Below are 18,129 nucleotides of genomic sequence, written 5' to 3' on the forward strand. Positions count from 1 at the left end.
GCATAGGCTCGGCTCTACGAGGGCAATTCGACAAAGGTCAGCGGAACCGCAACCCCACCCGCGCGCCACCGATCGGCGCGCCATCAATCACCAGCACCGCACCATGCCGCTGCGCGATCTCGGCCACGATCGCCAGACCCAGCCCGCAGCCGTCGCCCTCGCTGCTGGCCCGGTAGAAGCGTTCCGTGACGCGCGCGCGTTCGGCTTCGGCGATGCCGGCGCCATCATCGTCCACCCATACCTGTACGCCGTCGCTCTCCTGCCGAACGCCGAGGGTGATCACACCGGGCGCGGCGCCATAACGCAGCGCGTTGTCCAGCAGATTGCCCAGTGCCTCGCGCAGCAGCTGTGGATCGCCCTGTACGTGCACGCCGTCGTCGGGTCCGTCGTAACCCAGGTCCACGCCCGTCGCCAACGCACGATCGGCGTAACGCTCGACCACGCCACGCGCCAGCGCAGCCAGGTCCAGCGGTTGCAGCGGCAGCGCGCTGCCATGGGGATCTTCGGAGCGGCTGAGCATCAGCAGCTGATTGACCAGGTGCTGCAGCCGCGCCAGCCCGGCCAGCGTGCCGGACAGCGCCAGCTGCTGTGCCTGCGGATCATGCTGGCGCAATGAACTTTCCAGCTCCACCTGCATTGCCGCAAGCGGCGTGCGCAGCTGGTGTGCGGCATTGCTGACGAAGCGCCGTTGCGCAGCCTGCATGGCGTCCAGTCGCTGCAGTAGTGCGTTGTACGCCTCCACCGCCGGCCACAGCTCGCGTGGGGCTTCCTGCGCGGGCTCCAGTGGCGCCAGCGGGTCCGGACGCGGGCTGACCAAGCGCCGCGCCACCTGGTTGGCATGCCGTGCGGCGGCACCGGTACCGGACCAGGCCAACCATGCGGCCAGCGCCAGGATCGCGGCCTGGAACGGGATGCTGGTCAGCAGCAGCTTGCGTTCCAGGCGATGGCGCTTGCGCAGCGTTTCGGCCACGCGCAGCCGGATATCGTGGCCCGGCCCGGCACTGACCACCACTTCCACCATGCGCACGGCTTGCCCACGAAGGCGCGCATCGTAGTAGACGGCATCGTCATCACCTGCAGGGCCGGCCGCGGGGCGTGGCAGCGCTTCAGGCAGGTCGCCATACAGTCGCCCGCCATCGGCATCCACCACCTCGCCGTGCACTTCGTCGGCGGTGTCCCAGGTGAACATGCGCGACACCGCCGGGGTGATCTCGATCGCGGCACGCCCGTCCTGTACCTTCACCAGCTCGGACAACGACATCGCCGAGTCCAGCAGCCAGCGGTCGTAGACCTGGCCGGCGTAGAAGCGCGCCAGCGCGAAGGAACCCACTGCGCTGCACAGCAGCAGTACCAGCAGCGGCAGCCACAGGCGGCGCAGCAGCAGGCCACGCAGGCTGTGCACGCGCTCAGTCACCGCCGGCCTCCAGCCGATAGCCCAGGCCACGCAGCATGCGGATGCCGACGCCGGCGCGCGCCTGCTCCAGCTTGCGGCGCAGGCGGCTGACATGCACTTCGATCACCGACAGGTTGGCCTCGTGATCCCAGCTGTACAGCGCGTCGAACAGGCGCTGCTTGGTGACGGTGCGGCCGGGGTGCTGCATCAGTGCCTCGACCAGCGACAGCTCGCGGGCGGTCAGTTCGATGCGCTGGCCGTCCACCTGCGCTTCATTGCGGATGCTATCGAAGCACAGGCGGCCCAATCGCTTCTGCGCAGGTGCATCGCTGCGGCGGCGCGACAGTGCACGCAGGCGGGCTTCCAGCTCACCCAGTGCGAACGGCTTGGCCAGGTAATCATCGCCACCGCGGTCCAGGCCAAGAATGCGGTCCTCCACACCATCGCGTGCGGTCAGGATCAGCACCGGCAGGGTGACGCCGTCGTTGCGCAGGCGCGAGAGCAGGTCCAGGCCATCGACGTCGGGCAATGAAAGGTCGAGCACCATCATGTCATACGGCGCGCTGGCCAGTGCAGCCGGCGCGTGCAGCCCACGCGAGAGGTGGTCGCACAGATGGCCGGCACCCTGCAGGGCGCGGATCAGTCCATCGGCCAGGGCGGCGTCGTCTTCGATCAGCAGGATTCGCATTGCAAGCTTCGTGCAAGGTTGGGGCAAGTTTGGCGCAAGTGCGTCACCTTACCGTGACGTGCATGAATTTCTCCCCTCGTCTTGCGGCCCTGCTGGCCGCCCTTTCGTGCGCGCCTGCGGCTTCGGCGCTGTCCCTGGCGGATGCGCAGCGTGCAATGGAAGCGCACAACCCGGACCTGCGCGCGGCGGCACTGGAGCTGCGCGGGGTGCAGGGCGATGCACAGGCAGCGGCATTGCGCCCGGCCACCGAGCTGTCGATCGGCACCAGCAAGATCAGCCCCAAGCACGGTATCGGCCCGGGGCGCTGGCAGGACAAGCGGGTGGACAGCACGTTGGGCCTGGGCTGGACCTGGGAGCGCGGCGGCAAGCGCGCATTGCGCATCCGCCAGGCGGACGCGCTGCTGGAAGTGGCTGGACTGGACATGCTCGATACCCGGCGCCGCCAGCAGGTGGCACTGCATGAAGCCTATTTCGGCCTGAAGGGTGCGCAGGAGCGGGCGCAGATTGCCGACGCCAACCGCCAGAGTTCGGTCGAACAGATGGCGGCGGCCGACAAGCAGGTGGCCACCGGGGCGATGGCGCCGGTGGATCGCGCGCGGCTGGCGGTGGACGATCTGGCGGTGGCCGACGCGGCGCGCGAGGCGGACCTGGATCTGCGCGATGCGCGGCATGCGCTGGGCCTGCTGCTCGGCAGCGATGACAGGCGCGACCTCAGTGCCGATGACCCCTGGCCGGATGCCAGCAGCGTGGCCGATGTGCGCGCGTTCGATCCGCAGCAGCGCGCCGACCTGCGTGCGGCGCGTTCGCGCCTGGCCGCCGCCGACGCGGGCGTGGCACTGGCGCGTAGCGAGCGCCATCGCGACATCCAGCTGGGCGTGGAGGCGGAGCGCGAGCCCACCGACATCAGCGGTGTCACCTGGGGTGTGTCGTTGACCATTCCACTGGGTGGCCCGTCGCGCGCACGCGGCGCGATCCAGCGTGCCGAGGCCGACCGCGACAGCGCCGCGCTGGAATTGCAGGTGCTGCAGCGCGAAGCACGCGCCGAGCTGGATCAGCTGCAGGCCAGCGCGCAGTCCGCCGCACAGCGCCGCAGCGACTACGAGGGGCTGCAGTCCGACGCTGCACGCAAGGCGGTGCAGGGCATCGAATTGGCCTATCGCCGTGGCGCCGCCAGCCTGACCGATCTGCTCGACGCGCGGCGCAGCTGGCGCGATTTCGAGGCCGCGCTGATTGAGGCGCGTGCCGACCATGCCATTGCCCTGGCGCGCTGGGAAGCGGCCACATACGTTGTTGAAGGAGAGTCCCGATGAAGTCCACCGTCGCCCGTCGCCTGCGGGCGCGACACGCCCTGCTGCCGGCCTTGCTGGCGCTGGCCCTGCTGGGCGGCTGCGGTCGCGAGCCGGCGTCCTATGCCGAGGACGCGCCCCAGGTCAGTGCCGGCCAGATCCAGTTTCCCGCCGACAGCCGCCAGCTGGACGTGCTGCGCAGCGAGGCGGTGACCGCCGGCGCCAGCGCCAGCCTGCAGCTGCCGGGCCGGGTGGTCTGGGACGAGACGCGCTCCAGCGCGCTGCGCACGCCGCTGGCGGGGCAGGTGGCGCGCATCGAGGCGCAGCCGGGGCAGAAAGTGAACGCCGGCCAGGTGATCGCCTGGATCACCTCGCCCGAGTTCGGCCAGGCGCAGGCGGAGGGCGTGCGTGGCCGCGCCGAGCTGCAGCAGGCGCGCAAGGAGCTGGACCGTACCCGTGAACTGCATGCCGCGGGCGTGGCTTCCGGCCGTGAGCTGGATGAAGCCGAGGCCAACTTCGCGGGCAGCCAGGCCGATCATGCGCGCGCGACCGCCTTCGCCAGGGCCTATGGCAATGGCCAGCACGTCGACCAGCGCCTGCCGCTGCGCGCGCCCATCGATGGCGTGCTGGTGGAGCGGCGGATGAGCCCGGGCATGTCGGTCAGCCCCGACAGTGAACAACCATTGGCGGTGATCGGCGATCCGGACCGGCTGTGGTTGCTGCTGGACATCCCCGAAAGCCTGGCGGGACGGCTCAAGGCGGGCATGCAGGTGAGCGTGCCCGGTGCCGATGGACAGCCGTTGCAGGCAACCCTGCAGCACGTGGATGACTTCGTCGACAGCGAACGCCGCGTGGTGCAGGCGCGCGCCGAGCTGGACAACCGTGCGCGTGGCTTCAAGGCAGGGCAGTACGTGCGCGCCCAGGTGGCGTTGCCGGCCGAGGGCGGTGTCTCGCTGCCTGATGCCGCAGTGCTGCTGATCGATGGGAAGCAGGTGGTGTTCGTGGAGGAAGGCAAGGGCCGCTTCGTGCGCCATGCCGTGCACGCCGAGGAGCTGGGTGACGGCCGTCTGTGGGTACGTGAGGGCCTGCCCGTGGGCAGCAGGGTGGTGGTCGAAGGGGGCCTGCTGCTGCAGCAGCTGGTCGACAGTGCGCCGGCAGCGGCCAGCACCGGCACGGGGCATGCCGCCCCATGATCGATCGCCTGATTGCCTATTGCCTGCGCCAGCCGCTGATGGTGATGCTGGCGCTGCTGTTGTTCATCGGCGGCGGTATCGCCGCGTTCCGCGTGCTGCCGGTGGAGGCCTTCCCGGACGTCTCCGACACCCAGGTGACGGTGGTGTCGCTGCACCCGGGCCGTGCCGCCGAAGAGGTGGAACGCGAAGTGACGATGCCGCTGGAAGTGGCGCTGTCCGGCATTCCGCATTCGGTGCGGGTGTTCTCGCATACGCAGTTCGGCCTGTCGATGATCATCCTGACCTTCGACGACAAGGCCGATGACTATTTCGCGCGCCAGCAGGTGCTGGAGCGCCTGCAGGGCGTGGAGCTGCCGGAAGGGGTGAGCCCGGAGCTGGAGGCGATGAGTTCGGCGGTGGGCGAGATCTACCGTTACGTGCTCAAGGGCCCGCACATGACGCCGACCCAGCTGCGCACCGTGCAGGAATGGACGATGGAGCGCAGCCTGCGCACCGTGCCGGGCGTGGCCGATGTGATCAGCTTCGGCGGCTTCGCGCGCACCTTCCAGGTCAAGCCGGACCTGGACAAGCTGCGTGACCGCGGGATCAGCCTCGGTGAGTTCGCCGAGGCGCTGGAAAAGGGCAGCTCGAACGCCGGCGGCGGCTACGTGGAGCGCGGCCAGCAGCAGTTCCTGATCCGCGGCGTGGGCCTGATGCGTTCGCCGGCCGACATCGGCAACGTGGTGGTGGCGCAGCGTGGTGGCACGCCGATACTGGTGCGCGACCTGGCCAGCATCGCCGATATCGGCCTGCCACGGCAGGGCCTGGTCGGCCAGGACGACAATGACGATGCGGTGTTCGGCATGGTGCTGATGCGCAAGGGCGAGAATCCGTCCGACGTGCTCGACGCCCTGCATGCGCGCATTGCCGAGATCCAGGCGAACCAGCTGCCGGCCGGGGTCAGCATCGAGCCGTTCTACGACCGCTCGTGGCTGGTCTCGACCACGCTGAAGACCGTTTTCCGCAACCTGCTGGAAGGCGCGGTGCTGGTGTTCCTGGTGCTGTGGCTGTTCCTGTACAACGCCCGTGCCGCGCTGATCGTGGCGGCGATGATGCCGCTGGCGCTGCTGTCGACCTTCCTCGGCCTGCATCTGTGGGGTGTACCGGCCAACCTGCTGTCGCTGGGCGCGATGGACTTCGGCATCATCATCGATGGCGCGGTGATCGTGACAGAGCACATCGTCTCGCGATTGTCGAAGCTGCCCCCCACCGCCGATCGGAAGACGCGGTTCTCGACCATTCTTTCGGCCGCATCGGAAGTGGGTCGGCCGACGTTCTTCTCGATGCTGATCATCATCGCCGCGCATATCCCGATCTTCACCCTGCAGCGCCAGGAAGGCCGCATGTTCGCGCCGATGGCGTACTCGGTGACCTCGGCATTGATCGGTGCGTTGATCCTGGCGCTGACCGTGGTGCCACTGTTCTGCTACTGGTGGCTGCGCCGCGACCGCATGCGCGACGGCAATCCGCTGATGGACCGCCTGACTGGCTGGTATCGGCCGATCCTGGAGCGCGCACTGGCCCGCCCGCGTGCGGTGGTGCTGACCGCGGTTGCGTTGCTGGTCGGCACGCTGGCACTGGGTACCCGCCTGGGTTCGGAATTCCTGCCCGAGCTGGACGAGGGATCGATCTGGCTGACCGCCACGCTCGACCCCAGCACCAGCCTGGCCGAAGCACAGCAGCAGTCGCGGCGCATCCGTGAGCTGGTCGGCACCTTCCCGCAGGTGTCGACGGTGGTGGCCAAGCTGGGGCGCCCGGAAGACGGCTCCGATGCCAAGGGTGCCAACCAGATCGAAGCGCTGGTGGCGTTGAAGCCGGAGAAGGAATGGCCGAAGGGCGTGGACAAGCGGCAGCTGGTCAGTGATCTGCAGCGCACGCTGGAGCAGCGTATTCCAGGGCCGGAGTTCTCGATCTCGCAGCCGGTGCGCGACAACATCCTGGAGAGCATCTCGCAGATCAAGGGCCAGGTGGTGATCAAGGTGAGTGGCTCGGATCTGGACGTGCTCAACCAGCAGGCGCAGGCGATTCTGGGCCAGGTACGTGGCGTGGAGGGCGTGGAGAGTGCCTTCATCGACCGCGACGGCTCATTGCCGCAGCTGCAGATCGAGATCGACCGCGACCGTGCTGCACGCTACGGCCTAAATGTGCGCGACATCGACGAGGTGATCGAGACCGCACTGGGCGGGCGCCAGGTCGGTGAACTGTGGGAAGGTGACCGCAGGTTCCCGATCACGCTGCGCCTGGACGACGCCGACCGCGACCTGCAGCGGCTGCGCACGGTGCCAGTGGGCATCGGCGATGGCCACACGGTGACACTGTCCGACGTGGCCGATTTCCGCATGGCCAGCGGCGCGATCAACATCTCGCGCGAGAACGCACAGCGGGTGAAGGCGGTGAGCATCTTCATCGCCGGCCGCGACATGGGCAGCGTGGTGGCCGACATGCGCAAGCGCGTGGACGCCAGCGTGCAGCTGCCGGAAGGCTACCGGCTGGAGTGGTCCGGCGAGTTCGAGAACCAGCAGCGTGCGATGAAACGGCTGGGATGGGTGATCCCGCTGTCGGTGCTGATCATCTTCGTGCTGCTGTTCGATGCCTTCAAGGACATCAGCAGCGCCGCACTGATCCTGGCCAACGTGCCCCTGGCGATGATCGGCGGCATCCTGGCCCTGTGGCTGACCGGCATTCCGCTGTCGGTGTCGGCGGCCATCGGCTTCATTGCCTTGTTCGGGCAGGCGGTGCTGAACGGCGTGGTGATGCTCAGTCGCTTCGCGCAGCTGCGCGAGCAGGGCATGGACCTGCTGCAGTCGGTGGTGCAGGGCTCGCTGCAGCGCCTGCGTACGGTGCTGATGACCGCGCTGCTGGCGATGTTCGGCCTGCTGCCGATGGCGACCTCGCATGCGATCGGTGCCGAGACCCAGAAACCGCTCGCGGTGGTGGTGATCGGCGGCCTGCTGTCGGCGATGCTGCTGACCCTGCTGGTATTGCCCACGCTGTACTACTGGGTGCATCGTCGCCGCGAGGCCCGGGCCGACTGATCTGCACGGTAGATCCACGCCATGCGTGGATGCGACCCGGCCGCCGGGCATGACCCGGCGCTACCGAGTTCCCGCGCTCCGCGTAGATGCGATCAGTAGATCCACGCCATGCGTGGATGCCGTCCGCGCGATCTATACCATCCCGCCGTTGGCGCGCAGCACTTGGCCATTGATCCACCCGCCGTCCGTTCCAGCCAGGAACCCCACCGCACCGGCGATGTCCTCCGGCGTACCCAGCCGCTCCAGAGGATTCATCTTCGCCAGCCGCTCGATCAGCTCGGGCGACTTGCCGTCCAGGAAAAGATCGGTGGCGGTCGGGCCGGGCGCTACCGCATTCACGGTGATGTTGCGCCCGCGCAGCTCCTTGCTGAGGATCGCGCCCATCGTCTCCACGGCTGCCTTGCTGGCCGCGTACACGCTGTAGTTCTCCAGCCTGATGCCGACCACGCTGGTCGACAGGGTGATCAGCCGGCCACCGTCGCGTACCCGTCGTGCACTTTCGCGCAGCACGTTGAAGGCGCCCTTGAGGTTGATGCCGATCACCCGCTCGAACAGGGCGTCGTCGGTATCGGCCAGCGGTGCCAGCTGCAGCACGCCGGCACTGTTGACCACCACGTCGATGCCACCGAAACGGGCCTCGATGGCGTCGAACAGCTGCCGCACCGCCTGCGGGTCGGCCACGTCGGCCTGCAGCGCGATGGCCTGCGCACCGGCTGCGTTGAGTTCGGCCGCCAAGGCCTCGGCGTCGTCGCGGCGCCCCGCATAGTTGATGGCGACCGCGTGGCCATCGGCGGCCAGGCGGCGGGAGATGGCCGCGCCGATGCCACGGGAACCGCCGGTGACCAGGGCGACAGAGCGGGCGGGGGAGAGGGTCATGGTCGATTCCAGCGGAGCGCGCCGGAGTGGCGCAGGGCCATCTTCGCGACATTGCCTCTTCGGATAATCCTGCATAATCCGTCAACATCATCCGGAGTGCCGAACAATGGACCGCTTCACGGCCATGCGCGCCTTCGTCCGTATCGTCGAGCGCCGCAGCTTCACCCGGGCTTCCGAGGACCTCGGCCTGCCGCGGGCCACGGTGACCGACGCGATCAAGGCGCTGGAACAGCGGCTGGGCGTGCGCCTGCTGCACCGGACCACGCGGCTGGTGGTGCCGACGCTGGAAGGCGAAGCCTTCTATAGCCGTTGCCTGCGCCTGATCGCCGACATGGACGATGCCGAGGCCGCGTTCCGTGATGCGCCCCCACGCGGCCCGCTGCGTATCGAAGTGCATGGCACGCTGGGCAGGCACCTGCTGATCCCGCACCTGCCGGAATTCCTGCAGCGCTACCCGGAGATCGAACTGGAGGTCAGCGAAGGCGACCGCTATGTCGACCTGCTGCGCGAAGGCGTGGATGCGGCGTTGCGGGTGGGGACGCTGGCCGACAGCGATCTGGCGGCGCGCCGGTTGGCGATGCTGCGCGAGGTGACGGTGGCCGCGCCTGGCTACGTGCAGGCCAAGGGCGTGCCGGGCAGCATTGATGCCCTGCAGGACGGCCACCAGATGGTCGGCTACCGCTCCAGCGCCACCGGCCAGCTGATTCCGCTGGAGTTCCAGCAGGGTGGGCAGGTGCGCTACGTGCCGCTGCCGGCGCGGGTGCGAGTGTCCGGCGCGGATGCCTTCCTCGGTGCCGCGCTGGCGGGCCTGGGCATCATCCAGGCGCCGCGCTACCGGATGGACCCGTATATCGCGCGCGGGCAGCTGGTAGAGCTGCTGCCGGAGGCGCCACCGACGCCGAGCCCGTTGAGCCTGGTCTACCCGCGCAACCGCACGCCGTCGCCACGGTTGCGGGTGTTCATCGACTGGGTGGCCGGGGTGTTCGAGCAGACCGGGGTTGCCGGCCAGCGGCCGGCACTACCGAAGCAGCGCTCCTGAGACGCGGTGACCGGCCGGCACTAGCGGGCTGCTGCGCCCGGCAGCACCAGCTCGAACACGGTGCCGGTGTCATCTGACGCAACACTCACGCTGCCGCCATGCGCCTGTGCAATCGCACGGGTGATCGCCAGGCCCAGCCCCGCTCCTTCGTGGCGGCCGCGCTCGCCACGATAGAAGCGATCGAACAGGCGCGGCAGTGCTTCTTCAGCAATCGCGGTTCCGACGTTGTGCACGCTGACCCTGCACACGCCATCGGCCTCGGCCAGCCGCACCCGCACCTCGCTGCCGGCGGTGGCATGCTTCAACGCGTTGGACAGCAGGTTGGCAATCGCCCGGTGCAGCATCAAGCGGTTGCCTTCCACGCTCGCCGCACCTTCGCGGCGCAGGGTCAACTGCCGGTCCTCGGCCAGCAGGTCGTAGAACTCCAGCAGCGAATCCACCACCGCGTCCAGCGCCACCGGCTCGCGCGAGGGCAGAGCGCCCGGCGCTTCGGCCTGCGCCAGGTACAGCAGGTCGCCCACGGTCTGCGCCAGCTGCTGCAGTTCCTCGGCACACGACGCCAGCGTCTCGCGGTAGGCCTCGTTGCTGCGTGGGTGCGCCAGCACCACCTGCACCTGCGTCAGCATGTTCGTTATCGGCGTGCGCAGCTCGTGGGCGAGATCACCGGAGAACCCGGTCAGCCGCGCGAAGTCCTGCTGCAACCGTGCCAGCATGCCGTTGAGGGTCTGCGCCAGCTGTTCCAGTTCGGCCGGTGCACTGCGCGCGCTCAGGCGCCGCTGCAACCGGCCGGCGGTGATCTGCCGGGCTTCATCGGCCAGTGTGCGCAGTGGCCGCAATGTTCGCCGCACGACGTAGCCACCGAGCAGGCTGCTGGCCACGGCGGCACCGATGATCGCGATCGCCAGCAGGTGGCGGAAGCGCTGCAGGAAATCGGCATGGCGGTCGTCGTCGATGGCCAGCAGGGTCACCAGCTGGCTGCCATCGGCCAGGGTCAGGCGCAGGTGCAGGGCATGCATGCAGCGGCCATCGGCGAGGATCCAGTCGTGGCGGCGCGGTGCGGTGTCGATGGGCTGGCTGCGTGCGTGCTCGCGCAGCAGTACCGGTGCGGTGGAGAACAGCACCGCACCGCTCCCATCAGCAATGTGGAAGGCGATATCCGGATGGTGGCCCAGCGCCTCGGCCAAGCGCTGCCCGCGCGCGGATGCAGGCCCGTTGCCGGCGAGGTCACGGATCAGCGCGACCTTGTTTTCCAGTTCGATGAAATCCTGGGCGACCAGGTCGTGTCGGGCGCTGACATAGATCGCCACGCCCAGCACGGCCAGCACCAGCGTGGCCACGGTGGCGAACAGCAGCGTCAGCCGCACCGCGATGGAACGACGCAGGCTCATCCGCTGTGCACGGCACCGTCGTCCGGCGCCTCCAGCACATAGCCCATGCCGCGCACGGTGACGATCAGCTTGGCATCGAAGTCATCGTCGATCTTCGCGCGCAGGCGGCGGATCGCCACGTCGATCACGTTGGTGTCGCTGTCGAAGTTCATGTCCCACACCTGCGAGGCGATCAGCGAGCGTGGCAGCACTTCGCCCTGGCGACGCGCCAGCAGCTCCAGCAAGGTGTATTCCTTCTGGCTGAGGGCGATGCGCTGGCCGCCGCGTTCGACCCGGCGGCGCAGGGTGTCCACCACCAGGTCGGCGATGACGATGCGCTCGGCCTGCGGCTGCGCCTGGCCCCGGCGCAGCAGGGTGCGAACCCGCGCCAGCAGCTCGGCGAAGGCGAACGGCTTGGCCAGGTAGTCATCGGCGCCCAGCTCCAGGCCCTGCACGCGGTCGGCGATGCTGCTGCGCGCGGTGAGGAACAGCACCGGCACCTGCCATCCAGCGGCGCGCAGCCGCGACAGCACGTTCCATCCATCCAGGCCGGGCAGCATCACATCGAGAATGACCAGCTGGTACTCGCCACTGCCGGCCAGGTGCAGCCCGTCGATGCCGTTGCAGGCGAGATCGACCACGTAGCCGGCCTCGATCAGGCCCTGGCGCAGGTAGTTGCCGGTCTTGGGTTCGTCTTCGACGATCAGCAGTTTCATGATGCGCCCATCATCGCAGCTTGCACGTGGGCTGGCTGCGCAGGCTCACGCCAATGGGTCCAGCGTACCGAGCACCGCCACGCAGGCCAGCACCAGCACGGCCAGCACCGACTCGCAGGCCAGGCTGTGGCGCAGGGAACGCAGCGGCCGCGGTTGCCAGCCGTCGCGGATGGAGGTGGCCAAGGCCGGAACCAATCGCCAGCGATGCAGCGCCGCCAACCCCAGCATGCCGCCCACCAGGGCCAGCTTGAGCAGCAGCCAGCGCCCATGCGCGGTACCGGTCAGGGTCTGCATGGAACCGCCGAGATCGACATAGGTATAGGTGCCGGTCATCGCCAGGGTGGCGACGATGACCGTACCGGGCAGGGCGAAGCTGTGGGCGGCCTGCCACAGCGCATGGGTGCGCTCGCGCAGGCGCAGGCCCTGTGGACGCAGCGCCAGTTGCAGAATGGCGGCGATCGCGCCGACCCAGGCGCCGGCGGCCAGCAGGTGCACGATGCCGGCCAGCAGCCGCAAGGTGCCGGCGAACCCATCGCCGGCAGCGGCGTGACCGTTCCAGGACAGGCTGGCCAACGCCGTGGCGGACAATGCGAGCAGGGCCACGCGGCGCAGGCCCTGCAGCGGCGTGGCGAATGCCAGCAGGGGCAGCATCGCCAGCACCGCCATGGTACGCAGCAGGCCGGCTTTACCCACCGGCGTGCCGGTGAGGAACCAGTGCGCCGTTGCAGGGTCGATGTCGGCCGGCGCGATGCCGAGGACACCGGACAAGCGGGTGATGGCATCGGTGACCACCACGGCCAACGCGATCAGGGCGAGCGCCAGCGAGACGCCGCGCGGCAGCCCCGGACGGACGAACAGCATCCGCCCGAACAGCAGCATCAGCACCAGGTACAGCGCCAGCCGCAGTGCATACGGCGAGAGCTCGGCCACGACGGCAGCCTTACTTCACGGTGAAGCGGTAGCTGCCGGTGATCGGGTGGCTGTCCTGGCCCACCGCGCGCCACTGCAGTGCGTAGCTGCCTGCCGGCAGCGGCTTGGCGAAGCGCGCACGCAACGTGTGGCCATCTTCGGAGAGGTCCTGCGCGGTGGTAGGCATGGCCATCTTCATGCGGCCATGGTCCATGCTCAGTTCGATGCGGGTGGCACGCGGCATCACCTTCTCGCTGAACTGCAGTTCGATCTGGCTGGCCGGGGCCACGGTCGCGTCGGCGGCCGGTGTCGAGCGCACCAGGCTGGGATGGGCCAGCGCCAGCGGCGCAACCGCGAGGCCGGACACGAGGACAACAAGGGCGGAGGAGAGGAGCAGGGGACGGGCCATGTGTGGGACACCTGTGGAAGACGTGGCCCACAGGGTGGAGGGCAGCGCCTTTCGCTGCCCTGACCCGAACATTACCGATCTGTAATGTTCCGTCCACTCACCTGTGGTGCCGGCCGCTGGCCGGCATCACAGCGCTGCCAGCGGCCCCTGCATGCGATGGAAACTGCCATCGGTGGCGGTGAACCAGGCCAGCGAACGCCCGCCCACGAAGTCGTCGACATGCACGACCGTAGCGCCATCGGCTTCCTGCCACGAAATGGCATAGACCCCTTCGCTGATCCGCTGCCATTCACAGGCGGCTTCGCCCTGCGCACCGGCATAGGCGCCGGAGACGATGGCGTACTGCACGTGGCGGCCATCGGCGCTGTAGACATTGTCGGCGGCCAGGCCGTCATAGCTGACGCGGAAGCGGCGGCCGGCGAACACGGGAAGGTCAGCCGCGGTGTTCATCGGATCGCCACCGGGTTGATGTTCACCTGGGTCGAGCCGACGTACAGCGGCTGGCCGAGCACGAACAGGAACTCCCAGGCCTTGTCACGCACCAGCGCACGGCTGTCGATCAGCTCCAGGTTGTAGATGCCGCGCTTGGCCAGCATGTACTGGTTGATCGGAAACTCCTCGGCACCGTTCGGGTTCGGGTAGACCTCCGAGGCCCAGGTGTCGCCACCGAAGGCGACGATGCCCTGGTCGGCCAGCCACTTCGCGGCCTCCATGCCGATACCCGGTTCCACTTCCAGGAACTGTTTGTCGTCCTTGCCGATCAGTTCCAGCCAGCCGGTGTTGAACAGCACCACGTCGCCCTTGCGCAGGCTCAGGCCCTGCTTCTTCAGCACGGCCTGGATGTCGGCCACGGTGAACTCGGTGCCGCCGGGCACGATCGCCTTGCCGTAGTACGCGGTCATGTCCAGCACGACGCCGCGGGTGACCATCGGTGGCACCTTCTCGACGCCGAGCTTGCGCACGCCGTCCACGGTGACGAAGTCGGCGGCCTTGTTGCCGTTGTAGTAGACGTTGTCGATGCCGATATGGCCGATGCCGTTGAGCTGGGTGCCTACGCCGGTCCAGGCGTTCACCAGTTCATCGTTGAAGGTGAACTTGTTGGGGCCCAGCGACTTGCCGGCCTGCTGGCCGACCTGCACGTTGTACAGGCGGAAGCTGCGGTGGCGGAACGCGGGCAGGTTCTTGTCCACCGGCACCGCCAGCGGATAGGTCTTGCCGGTCCTGACCAGCGATACCGCGTGCTTGACCACGTCCGCGGTCAGCAGGTTGGCCGCGCCGATCTCATCGTTGGCGCCGTAGGCAGAGGGATACCAGTCCTCGGCAGTGGCCTGGAAGGACAGCGGCAGGGTGGCCAGCGCAAGCGCGGCCAGGGTCTTCATCTTCATGGCAAAGCTCCGGTAACTGTCAGGCCGTCGTGGGGGCGGCAAGCGGGGCATGCGGCGCAGCGGCACCGGCATGGGCCGGGAAGTGCGGCAGCACGTACTCGGCGATTTCGTGGAAGGTCTCGGCCAACGGCCGTTCGTTGCGGCGGAACTGCAGGCCGATGTGGTCGACACCGGCCGCCTGCATGGCGTGCAGCTCGGCCAGCAGCGCGTTGCGGCCGCCGCGCAGGCCGAAGCGCCAGCGCTGCAGGGGGGCATTGGCATCGGCCACCAGGTCCAGGTGGATGAAGCTGGCATAGGGCTTGTTGCCCGCCACGGCGCGCCAGGCCGCCACGCGTTGCGCATGGTCCTGTGGCGTGCCCGGGTAGGCCAGGCAACCGTCCATGTGCTGGCCGATCCACGCCGGTTGCTGCTGGGCCAGGCCGGCGACGAACAACGGCAGGGCCGGGCCATCCGCGGGCAGCACGTCCAAGCCCTGCGGCAGGTGCGCGGCGGCGCCTTCGCGCAGCAGTGCGATCTGCTCGCGGAAGCGGCGGCCACGCGTGTCGAAGTCGCGGCCGAACAGCGGGTACTCCACCGGGCGGTCGCCACTGGCTACGCCCAGCAGGAGGCGGTCGCCGCTGAGCCGCTGCACGCTGCGCGCCGACTTCAGGGTCAGCAACGGCTCACGGATCGGCAGCACCACCGCACCGGTGCCCAGCAAGATGTTCTCGGTGATGCCGGCCAGGTAGCCGAGGTAACTGAATACCTCGAACACCTGCGCCGCATCGCCGAAGGCCGGGTCGTACACCGGCACGTCGCGTACCCAGAGCGCACGGAAGCCGAGGCGGTCGGCCAACCGTGCCAGTTCCGCATGGCGCTGCAGGTCCGGTTCGCCGGGCAGGCGTCGCGCGGCGCGTCGTGCCTGTTCGCCCGGCGGCGTCCAGTCATTGTCCAGCGGTGCTTCGATGCCGATGCTGAAGCCACCGGCCTGCAGCCGCGCCAACGCACTGCCCATGGCGAGGCTCCTCAGTCCCAGGCCGGGGCCAGGCCCGGCGGATCGACTTCGCGGCCGTTGCGGTCAAGCGCAGCGATCGCAGCCATGTCATCGGCATCCAGGTGCAGGTCCTGGGCGAGCAGGTTGCTGGCCAGGTTCTCGCGCTTGGTCGAGGACGGGATGACCGAGTAACCACTCTGCAGCGCCCACGCCAGCGCGACCTGGGCCACGGTGGCCTGGTGCTTGCCGGCGATGGCGGCCAGCACCGGATCCTTCAGCACCTTGCCGTAGGCCAGGGTCATGTAGGAGGTGACGGTGATGCCCTGGTCCTGCAGGAAAGCGGTCAGTGCCGGGTTCTGCAGGTAGGGGCTCAGTTCGATCTGGTTGGTGGCGATCTCGCCAGCGCCGACCACCTCGATGGCCTGCCGGGTCAGCTCGATGTTGAAGTTGGACACACCGATCTGGCGGGTCAGGCCCAGCGTCTTGGCTTCGGCCAGCGCGGTCATGTATTCGCGCAGTTCAACGCCATTGCCCGGCGCCGGCCAGTGGATCAGCAGCAGGTCCACGTAGTCGGTGCGCAGCTTGGCCAGGCTGTCGCGCAGGCTCGGGATCAGTTTGTCGGCAGCGTAGTTGTCCACCCAGATCTTGGTGGTCAGGAACAGCTGGTCGCGCGGGACGCCGGATTCGGCGATGGCCTGGCCGACCTCGGCTTCGTTGCCGTAGATCTGCGCGGTATCGACCGCACGGTAGCCGACTTCCAGGGCATTGCGCACCGAGTCGATGACGGTCTGGCCGGTCAGGCGGAAGGTGCCGACGCCAAAGGAAGGAACGCTCATGATGGACTCCAGGGACTTCGTTGAGAGCCGGTGGGCTCGGGACAGGGCGAAGTGTGGGCGCTTTACATTTGTTGATTAAGCCGTGTATACGGGAAACGCTTTTGCGCCGAGGTAAAAAATGAAAACCACCCTGGATGAGCTGAAGGCCTTCGTGGCCGTGGTCGACAGTGGTTCGATCACGGCGGCGGCCGAGGAGCTGGAGTTGACCATCTCGGCCACCAGCCGCACCCTGGCGCGGCTGGAGGACAAGCTGCAGACCACGCTGCTGCGGCGGACCACGCGGCGGCTGGAACTGACCGAGGAAGGCGCGGCGTTCCTGGAGTACGCGCGCACGATCCTGGCCACGGTGGACGAGGCCGAGGAACAGATGGCCGCGCGGCGGCTGCAGCCGGTCGGGCGCCTGCGCGTGGACGCCGCCACGCCGTTCATGCTGCACGTGATCGTGCCGTTGCTGGAGGGCTTCCGCGAGCGCTACCCGCAGGTCGAGCTGGAGCTGAATTCCAACGAGGGCATCACCGACCTGATCGAGAAGCGCACCGACGTGGCATTCCGCATTGGCGTGCTGCGCGACTCGACCCTGCATGCGCGGCCGATCGGCCACAGCCGCATCCGCGTGGTGGCCAGCCCCGAGTACCTGCGCCGGCACGGCACGCCGACGCGCGTGGAGCAGCTGCGCACGCATGACCTGCTCGGCTTCACCCAGCCCAGTTCATTGAACGAGTGGCCGCTGCTCGATGACGATGGTGGGCCGTTCGTGATCGAGCCGGCCATCGCTTCGTCCAGCGGCGAGACGCTGCGGCAGATGGCGGTGGCCGGGCTGGGCATCGCCTGCCTGTCCGATTTCCTGACCCGACAGGACCGGCGTGAGGGCCGACTGGTGCAGCTGTTCGCCAGGCAGACGCAGGACGTGCGGCAGCCGATCAACGCGGTGTACTACCGCAACACCGCGCTGGCTGCGCGCATCACCTGCTTCGTCGACCACGTGACGCAGACACTGGGGCAGCGCCCGTTCGACGAGTGAGGGCCCGGCGCTATCGCAGGCCGCGGTGCTGCGCGGCCCACGCAGACGGTGAGCAGCCAGCGACACGCCGGAAGGCCGCGCTGAATTTGCTGGGGTTGGCGTAGCCACAGGCCAGTGCGACTTCGGTGACGTTGTGTCCCTGCGCAAGCTGCGCGCACGCCCACTGCATGCGGCGCCGGGTCAGGAACGCATAGGGTGGCAGCCCGGTGGCTGCACGCAGCGCACGGCTGAACGTCGATGGATCCATCTGCAGCGCCGCCGCCAGCTGCGCAACCGCCAGCGGTTGGCCGTACTGCGCGTCGATGTACTCCTGCAGGTGCTGCAGCTGCCGCGCGGACAGCGCAGTGGCCCGCGGCGGCATCGCGTGCGCGTGCCCGGCAAGCTGTTGCAGGCGGTGCAGCAGCACCCGCGCGCCGTGTTCGAGAAATCCGGGAAGGCAGGCATCGGCCTGCGCGCTGCACCACAACGCCTGCAGCACCGAGGTGACCACCGGGTCGCGCTGCAGGCGCGCCGCCAGCGGTTGCAGGTCATGCATCCGGTGCGCCTCCTGCTGCAGCGGGCCGGTGTCGATGGCGAGGCCCAGCACATCCACTGCGGGGCTGGCATAGGTGCCGAAGTCACCGGGCAGGACCACGTTGAACTGGCCAGGTTGCCAGACGCCCTGCAGCAGGCCGCCATGGCTGCGTTGCTGCAAGCGCCCGCCGCCACCGATGGCCATGCCCAGGCGCAGCTGGTGGGGATGGCCCATGCAGCCTTCGCTGGGCTCGAAGCGATGGCGCAGCAGCACCACCGCCCCATCGTCGCTGCTCACCATCGCGGGCGGTTGTGGGCCGGTTTCCTGCAGCAGCTGGTCGGCGAGGGCTCGCATCAGGAAGGCGCGCGTCATGGATCCGGAAACGGAGCAGCGCCGCCGGGAATGGAGTGGCGGCACCGCGCGAATGTTACAGGATAACACTCCTGTTGC

Annotated in this window: 17 protein-coding genes; 5 read left to right on the forward strand and 12 right to left on the reverse strand. The window is 68.6% G+C overall.

Features of this window, described 5'->3' with window-relative positions; translation table 11 throughout:
* Positions 1-37: 37 nt before the first annotated feature.
* Both BKE09_RS22055 and BKE09_RS22060 read right to left on the reverse strand, forming a co-directional pair.
* A complete protein-coding gene (locus BKE09_RS22055) occupies positions 38-1,414 on the reverse strand; it encodes a sensor histidine kinase (protein ID WP_075678109.1) in 1,377 nt (458 codons plus the stop codon).
* Complete coding sequence (locus BKE09_RS22060) at positions 1,407-2,081, reverse strand: response regulator (protein ID WP_075678111.1); 675 nt, start codon at positions 2,079-2,081, stop codon at positions 1,407-1,409. The genes BKE09_RS22055 and BKE09_RS22060 overlap by 8 nt, the downstream gene beginning before the upstream one ends.
* 62 nt (positions 2,082-2,143) lie before the next feature.
* Here BKE09_RS22060 and BKE09_RS22065 point away from each other — a divergent pair, with 62 nt between their 5' ends.
* Genes BKE09_RS22065 through BKE09_RS22075 form a run of 3 tightly spaced genes read left to right on the forward strand, consistent with a single transcriptional unit; the run spans position 2,144 to position 7,634 of the window.
* Positions 2,144-3,391: a TolC family protein gene (locus tag BKE09_RS22065; RefSeq protein WP_075678113.1), complete on the forward strand. Its 1,248-nt coding sequence runs from the start codon at positions 2,144-2,146 to the stop codon at positions 3,389-3,391.
* Positions 3,388-4,560 (forward strand): efflux RND transporter periplasmic adaptor subunit, encoded by a 1,173-nt coding sequence (locus tag BKE09_RS22070; RefSeq protein WP_075678115.1) that lies wholly within the window; start codon positions 3,388-3,390, stop codon positions 4,558-4,560. Before BKE09_RS22065 ends, BKE09_RS22070 begins: the two co-directional genes overlap by 4 nt.
* On the forward strand, positions 4,557-7,634 hold the full coding sequence (locus BKE09_RS22075; RefSeq protein ID WP_075678117.1) for a CusA/CzcA family heavy metal efflux RND transporter: 3,078 nt from the start codon (positions 4,557-4,559) through the stop codon (positions 7,632-7,634). Before BKE09_RS22070 ends, BKE09_RS22075 begins: the two co-directional genes overlap by 4 nt.
* 132 nt (positions 7,635-7,766) lie before the next feature.
* On the opposite strand, the gene BKE09_RS22080 is transcribed toward BKE09_RS22075, so the two are convergent.
* On the reverse strand, positions 7,767-8,510 hold the full coding sequence (locus tag BKE09_RS22080; protein ID WP_075678119.1) for an SDR family oxidoreductase: 744 nt from the start codon (positions 8,508-8,510) through the stop codon (positions 7,767-7,769).
* 106 nt (positions 8,511-8,616) lie between these two features.
* On the opposite strand from BKE09_RS22080, the gene BKE09_RS22085 reads away from it, so the two are divergent.
* Positions 8,617-9,549, forward strand: coding sequence for a LysR family transcriptional regulator (locus BKE09_RS22085; RefSeq protein ID WP_075678121.1), 933 nt, complete (start codon positions 8,617-8,619; stop codon positions 9,547-9,549).
* A 20-nt stretch (positions 9,550-9,569) separates the two neighbouring features.
* On the opposite strand, the gene BKE09_RS22090 is transcribed toward BKE09_RS22085, so the two are convergent.
* The 8 genes from BKE09_RS22090 to dkgB all read right to left on the reverse strand — a co-directional run bounded on the left by BKE09_RS22090 (position 9,570) and on the right by dkgB (position 16,144).
* Positions 9,570-10,937: a heavy metal sensor histidine kinase gene (locus BKE09_RS22090; RefSeq protein ID WP_075678123.1), complete on the reverse strand. Its 1,368-nt coding sequence runs from the start codon at positions 10,935-10,937 to the stop codon at positions 9,570-9,572.
* Positions 10,934-11,632: a heavy metal response regulator transcription factor gene (locus tag BKE09_RS22095; RefSeq protein WP_075678125.1), complete on the reverse strand. Its 699-nt coding sequence runs from the start codon at positions 11,630-11,632 to the stop codon at positions 10,934-10,936. Before BKE09_RS22095 ends, BKE09_RS22090 begins: the two co-directional genes overlap by 4 nt.
* Before the next feature lie 45 nt (positions 11,633-11,677).
* Positions 11,678-12,562, reverse strand: coding sequence for a copper homeostasis membrane protein CopD (copD, locus tag BKE09_RS22100; RefSeq protein ID WP_075678127.1), 885 nt, complete (start codon positions 12,560-12,562; stop codon positions 11,678-11,680).
* Positions 12,563-12,572: 10 nt separating this feature from the next.
* The gene (copC, locus tag BKE09_RS22105) at positions 12,573-12,950 is read right to left on the reverse strand and encodes a copper homeostasis periplasmic binding protein CopC (RefSeq protein ID WP_075678129.1); all 378 of its coding nucleotides are present in this window, start codon (positions 12,948-12,950) and stop codon (positions 12,573-12,575) included.
* 126 nt (positions 12,951-13,076) lie between these two features.
* Positions 13,077-13,400, reverse strand: coding sequence for an adenylate cyclase (locus tag BKE09_RS22110; protein ID WP_049448058.1), 324 nt, complete (start codon positions 13,398-13,400; stop codon positions 13,077-13,079).
* Positions 13,397-14,335, reverse strand: a complete 939-nt coding sequence (locus BKE09_RS22115; protein ID WP_139319704.1) for a cyclase family protein — start codon at positions 14,333-14,335, stop codon at positions 13,397-13,399. The genes BKE09_RS22110 and BKE09_RS22115 overlap by 4 nt, the downstream gene beginning before the upstream one ends.
* A gap of 19 nt (positions 14,336-14,354) precedes the next feature.
* Entirely contained in the window at positions 14,355-15,329 is a 975-nt protein-coding gene (locus tag BKE09_RS22120; RefSeq protein ID WP_075678131.1) for a TIGR03571 family LLM class oxidoreductase, read from the reverse strand.
* Positions 15,330-15,340: 11 nt separating this feature from the next.
* A complete protein-coding gene (dkgB, locus tag BKE09_RS22125; protein WP_075678133.1) occupies positions 15,341-16,144 on the reverse strand; it encodes a 2,5-didehydrogluconate reductase DkgB in 804 nt (267 codons plus the stop codon).
* 118 nt (positions 16,145-16,262) lie between these two features.
* Between dkgB and BKE09_RS22130 the strand changes: the two genes are divergently transcribed.
* Positions 16,263-17,165, forward strand: a complete 903-nt coding sequence (locus tag BKE09_RS22130) for a LysR family transcriptional regulator (RefSeq protein ID WP_075678135.1) — start codon at positions 16,263-16,265, stop codon at positions 17,163-17,165.
* Between the two features lie 10 nt (positions 17,166-17,175).
* On the opposite strand, the gene BKE09_RS22135 is transcribed toward BKE09_RS22130, so the two are convergent.
* Positions 17,176-18,051: an AraC family transcriptional regulator gene (locus BKE09_RS22135; RefSeq protein ID WP_240502976.1), complete on the reverse strand. Its 876-nt coding sequence runs from the start codon at positions 18,049-18,051 to the stop codon at positions 17,176-17,178.
* Positions 18,052-18,129 lie beyond the last annotated feature (78 nt).

This window comes from Stenotrophomonas sp. TD3, assembly GCF_001939825.1.
Lineage (GTDB): Bacteria > Pseudomonadota > Gammaproteobacteria > Xanthomonadales > Xanthomonadaceae > Stenotrophomonas.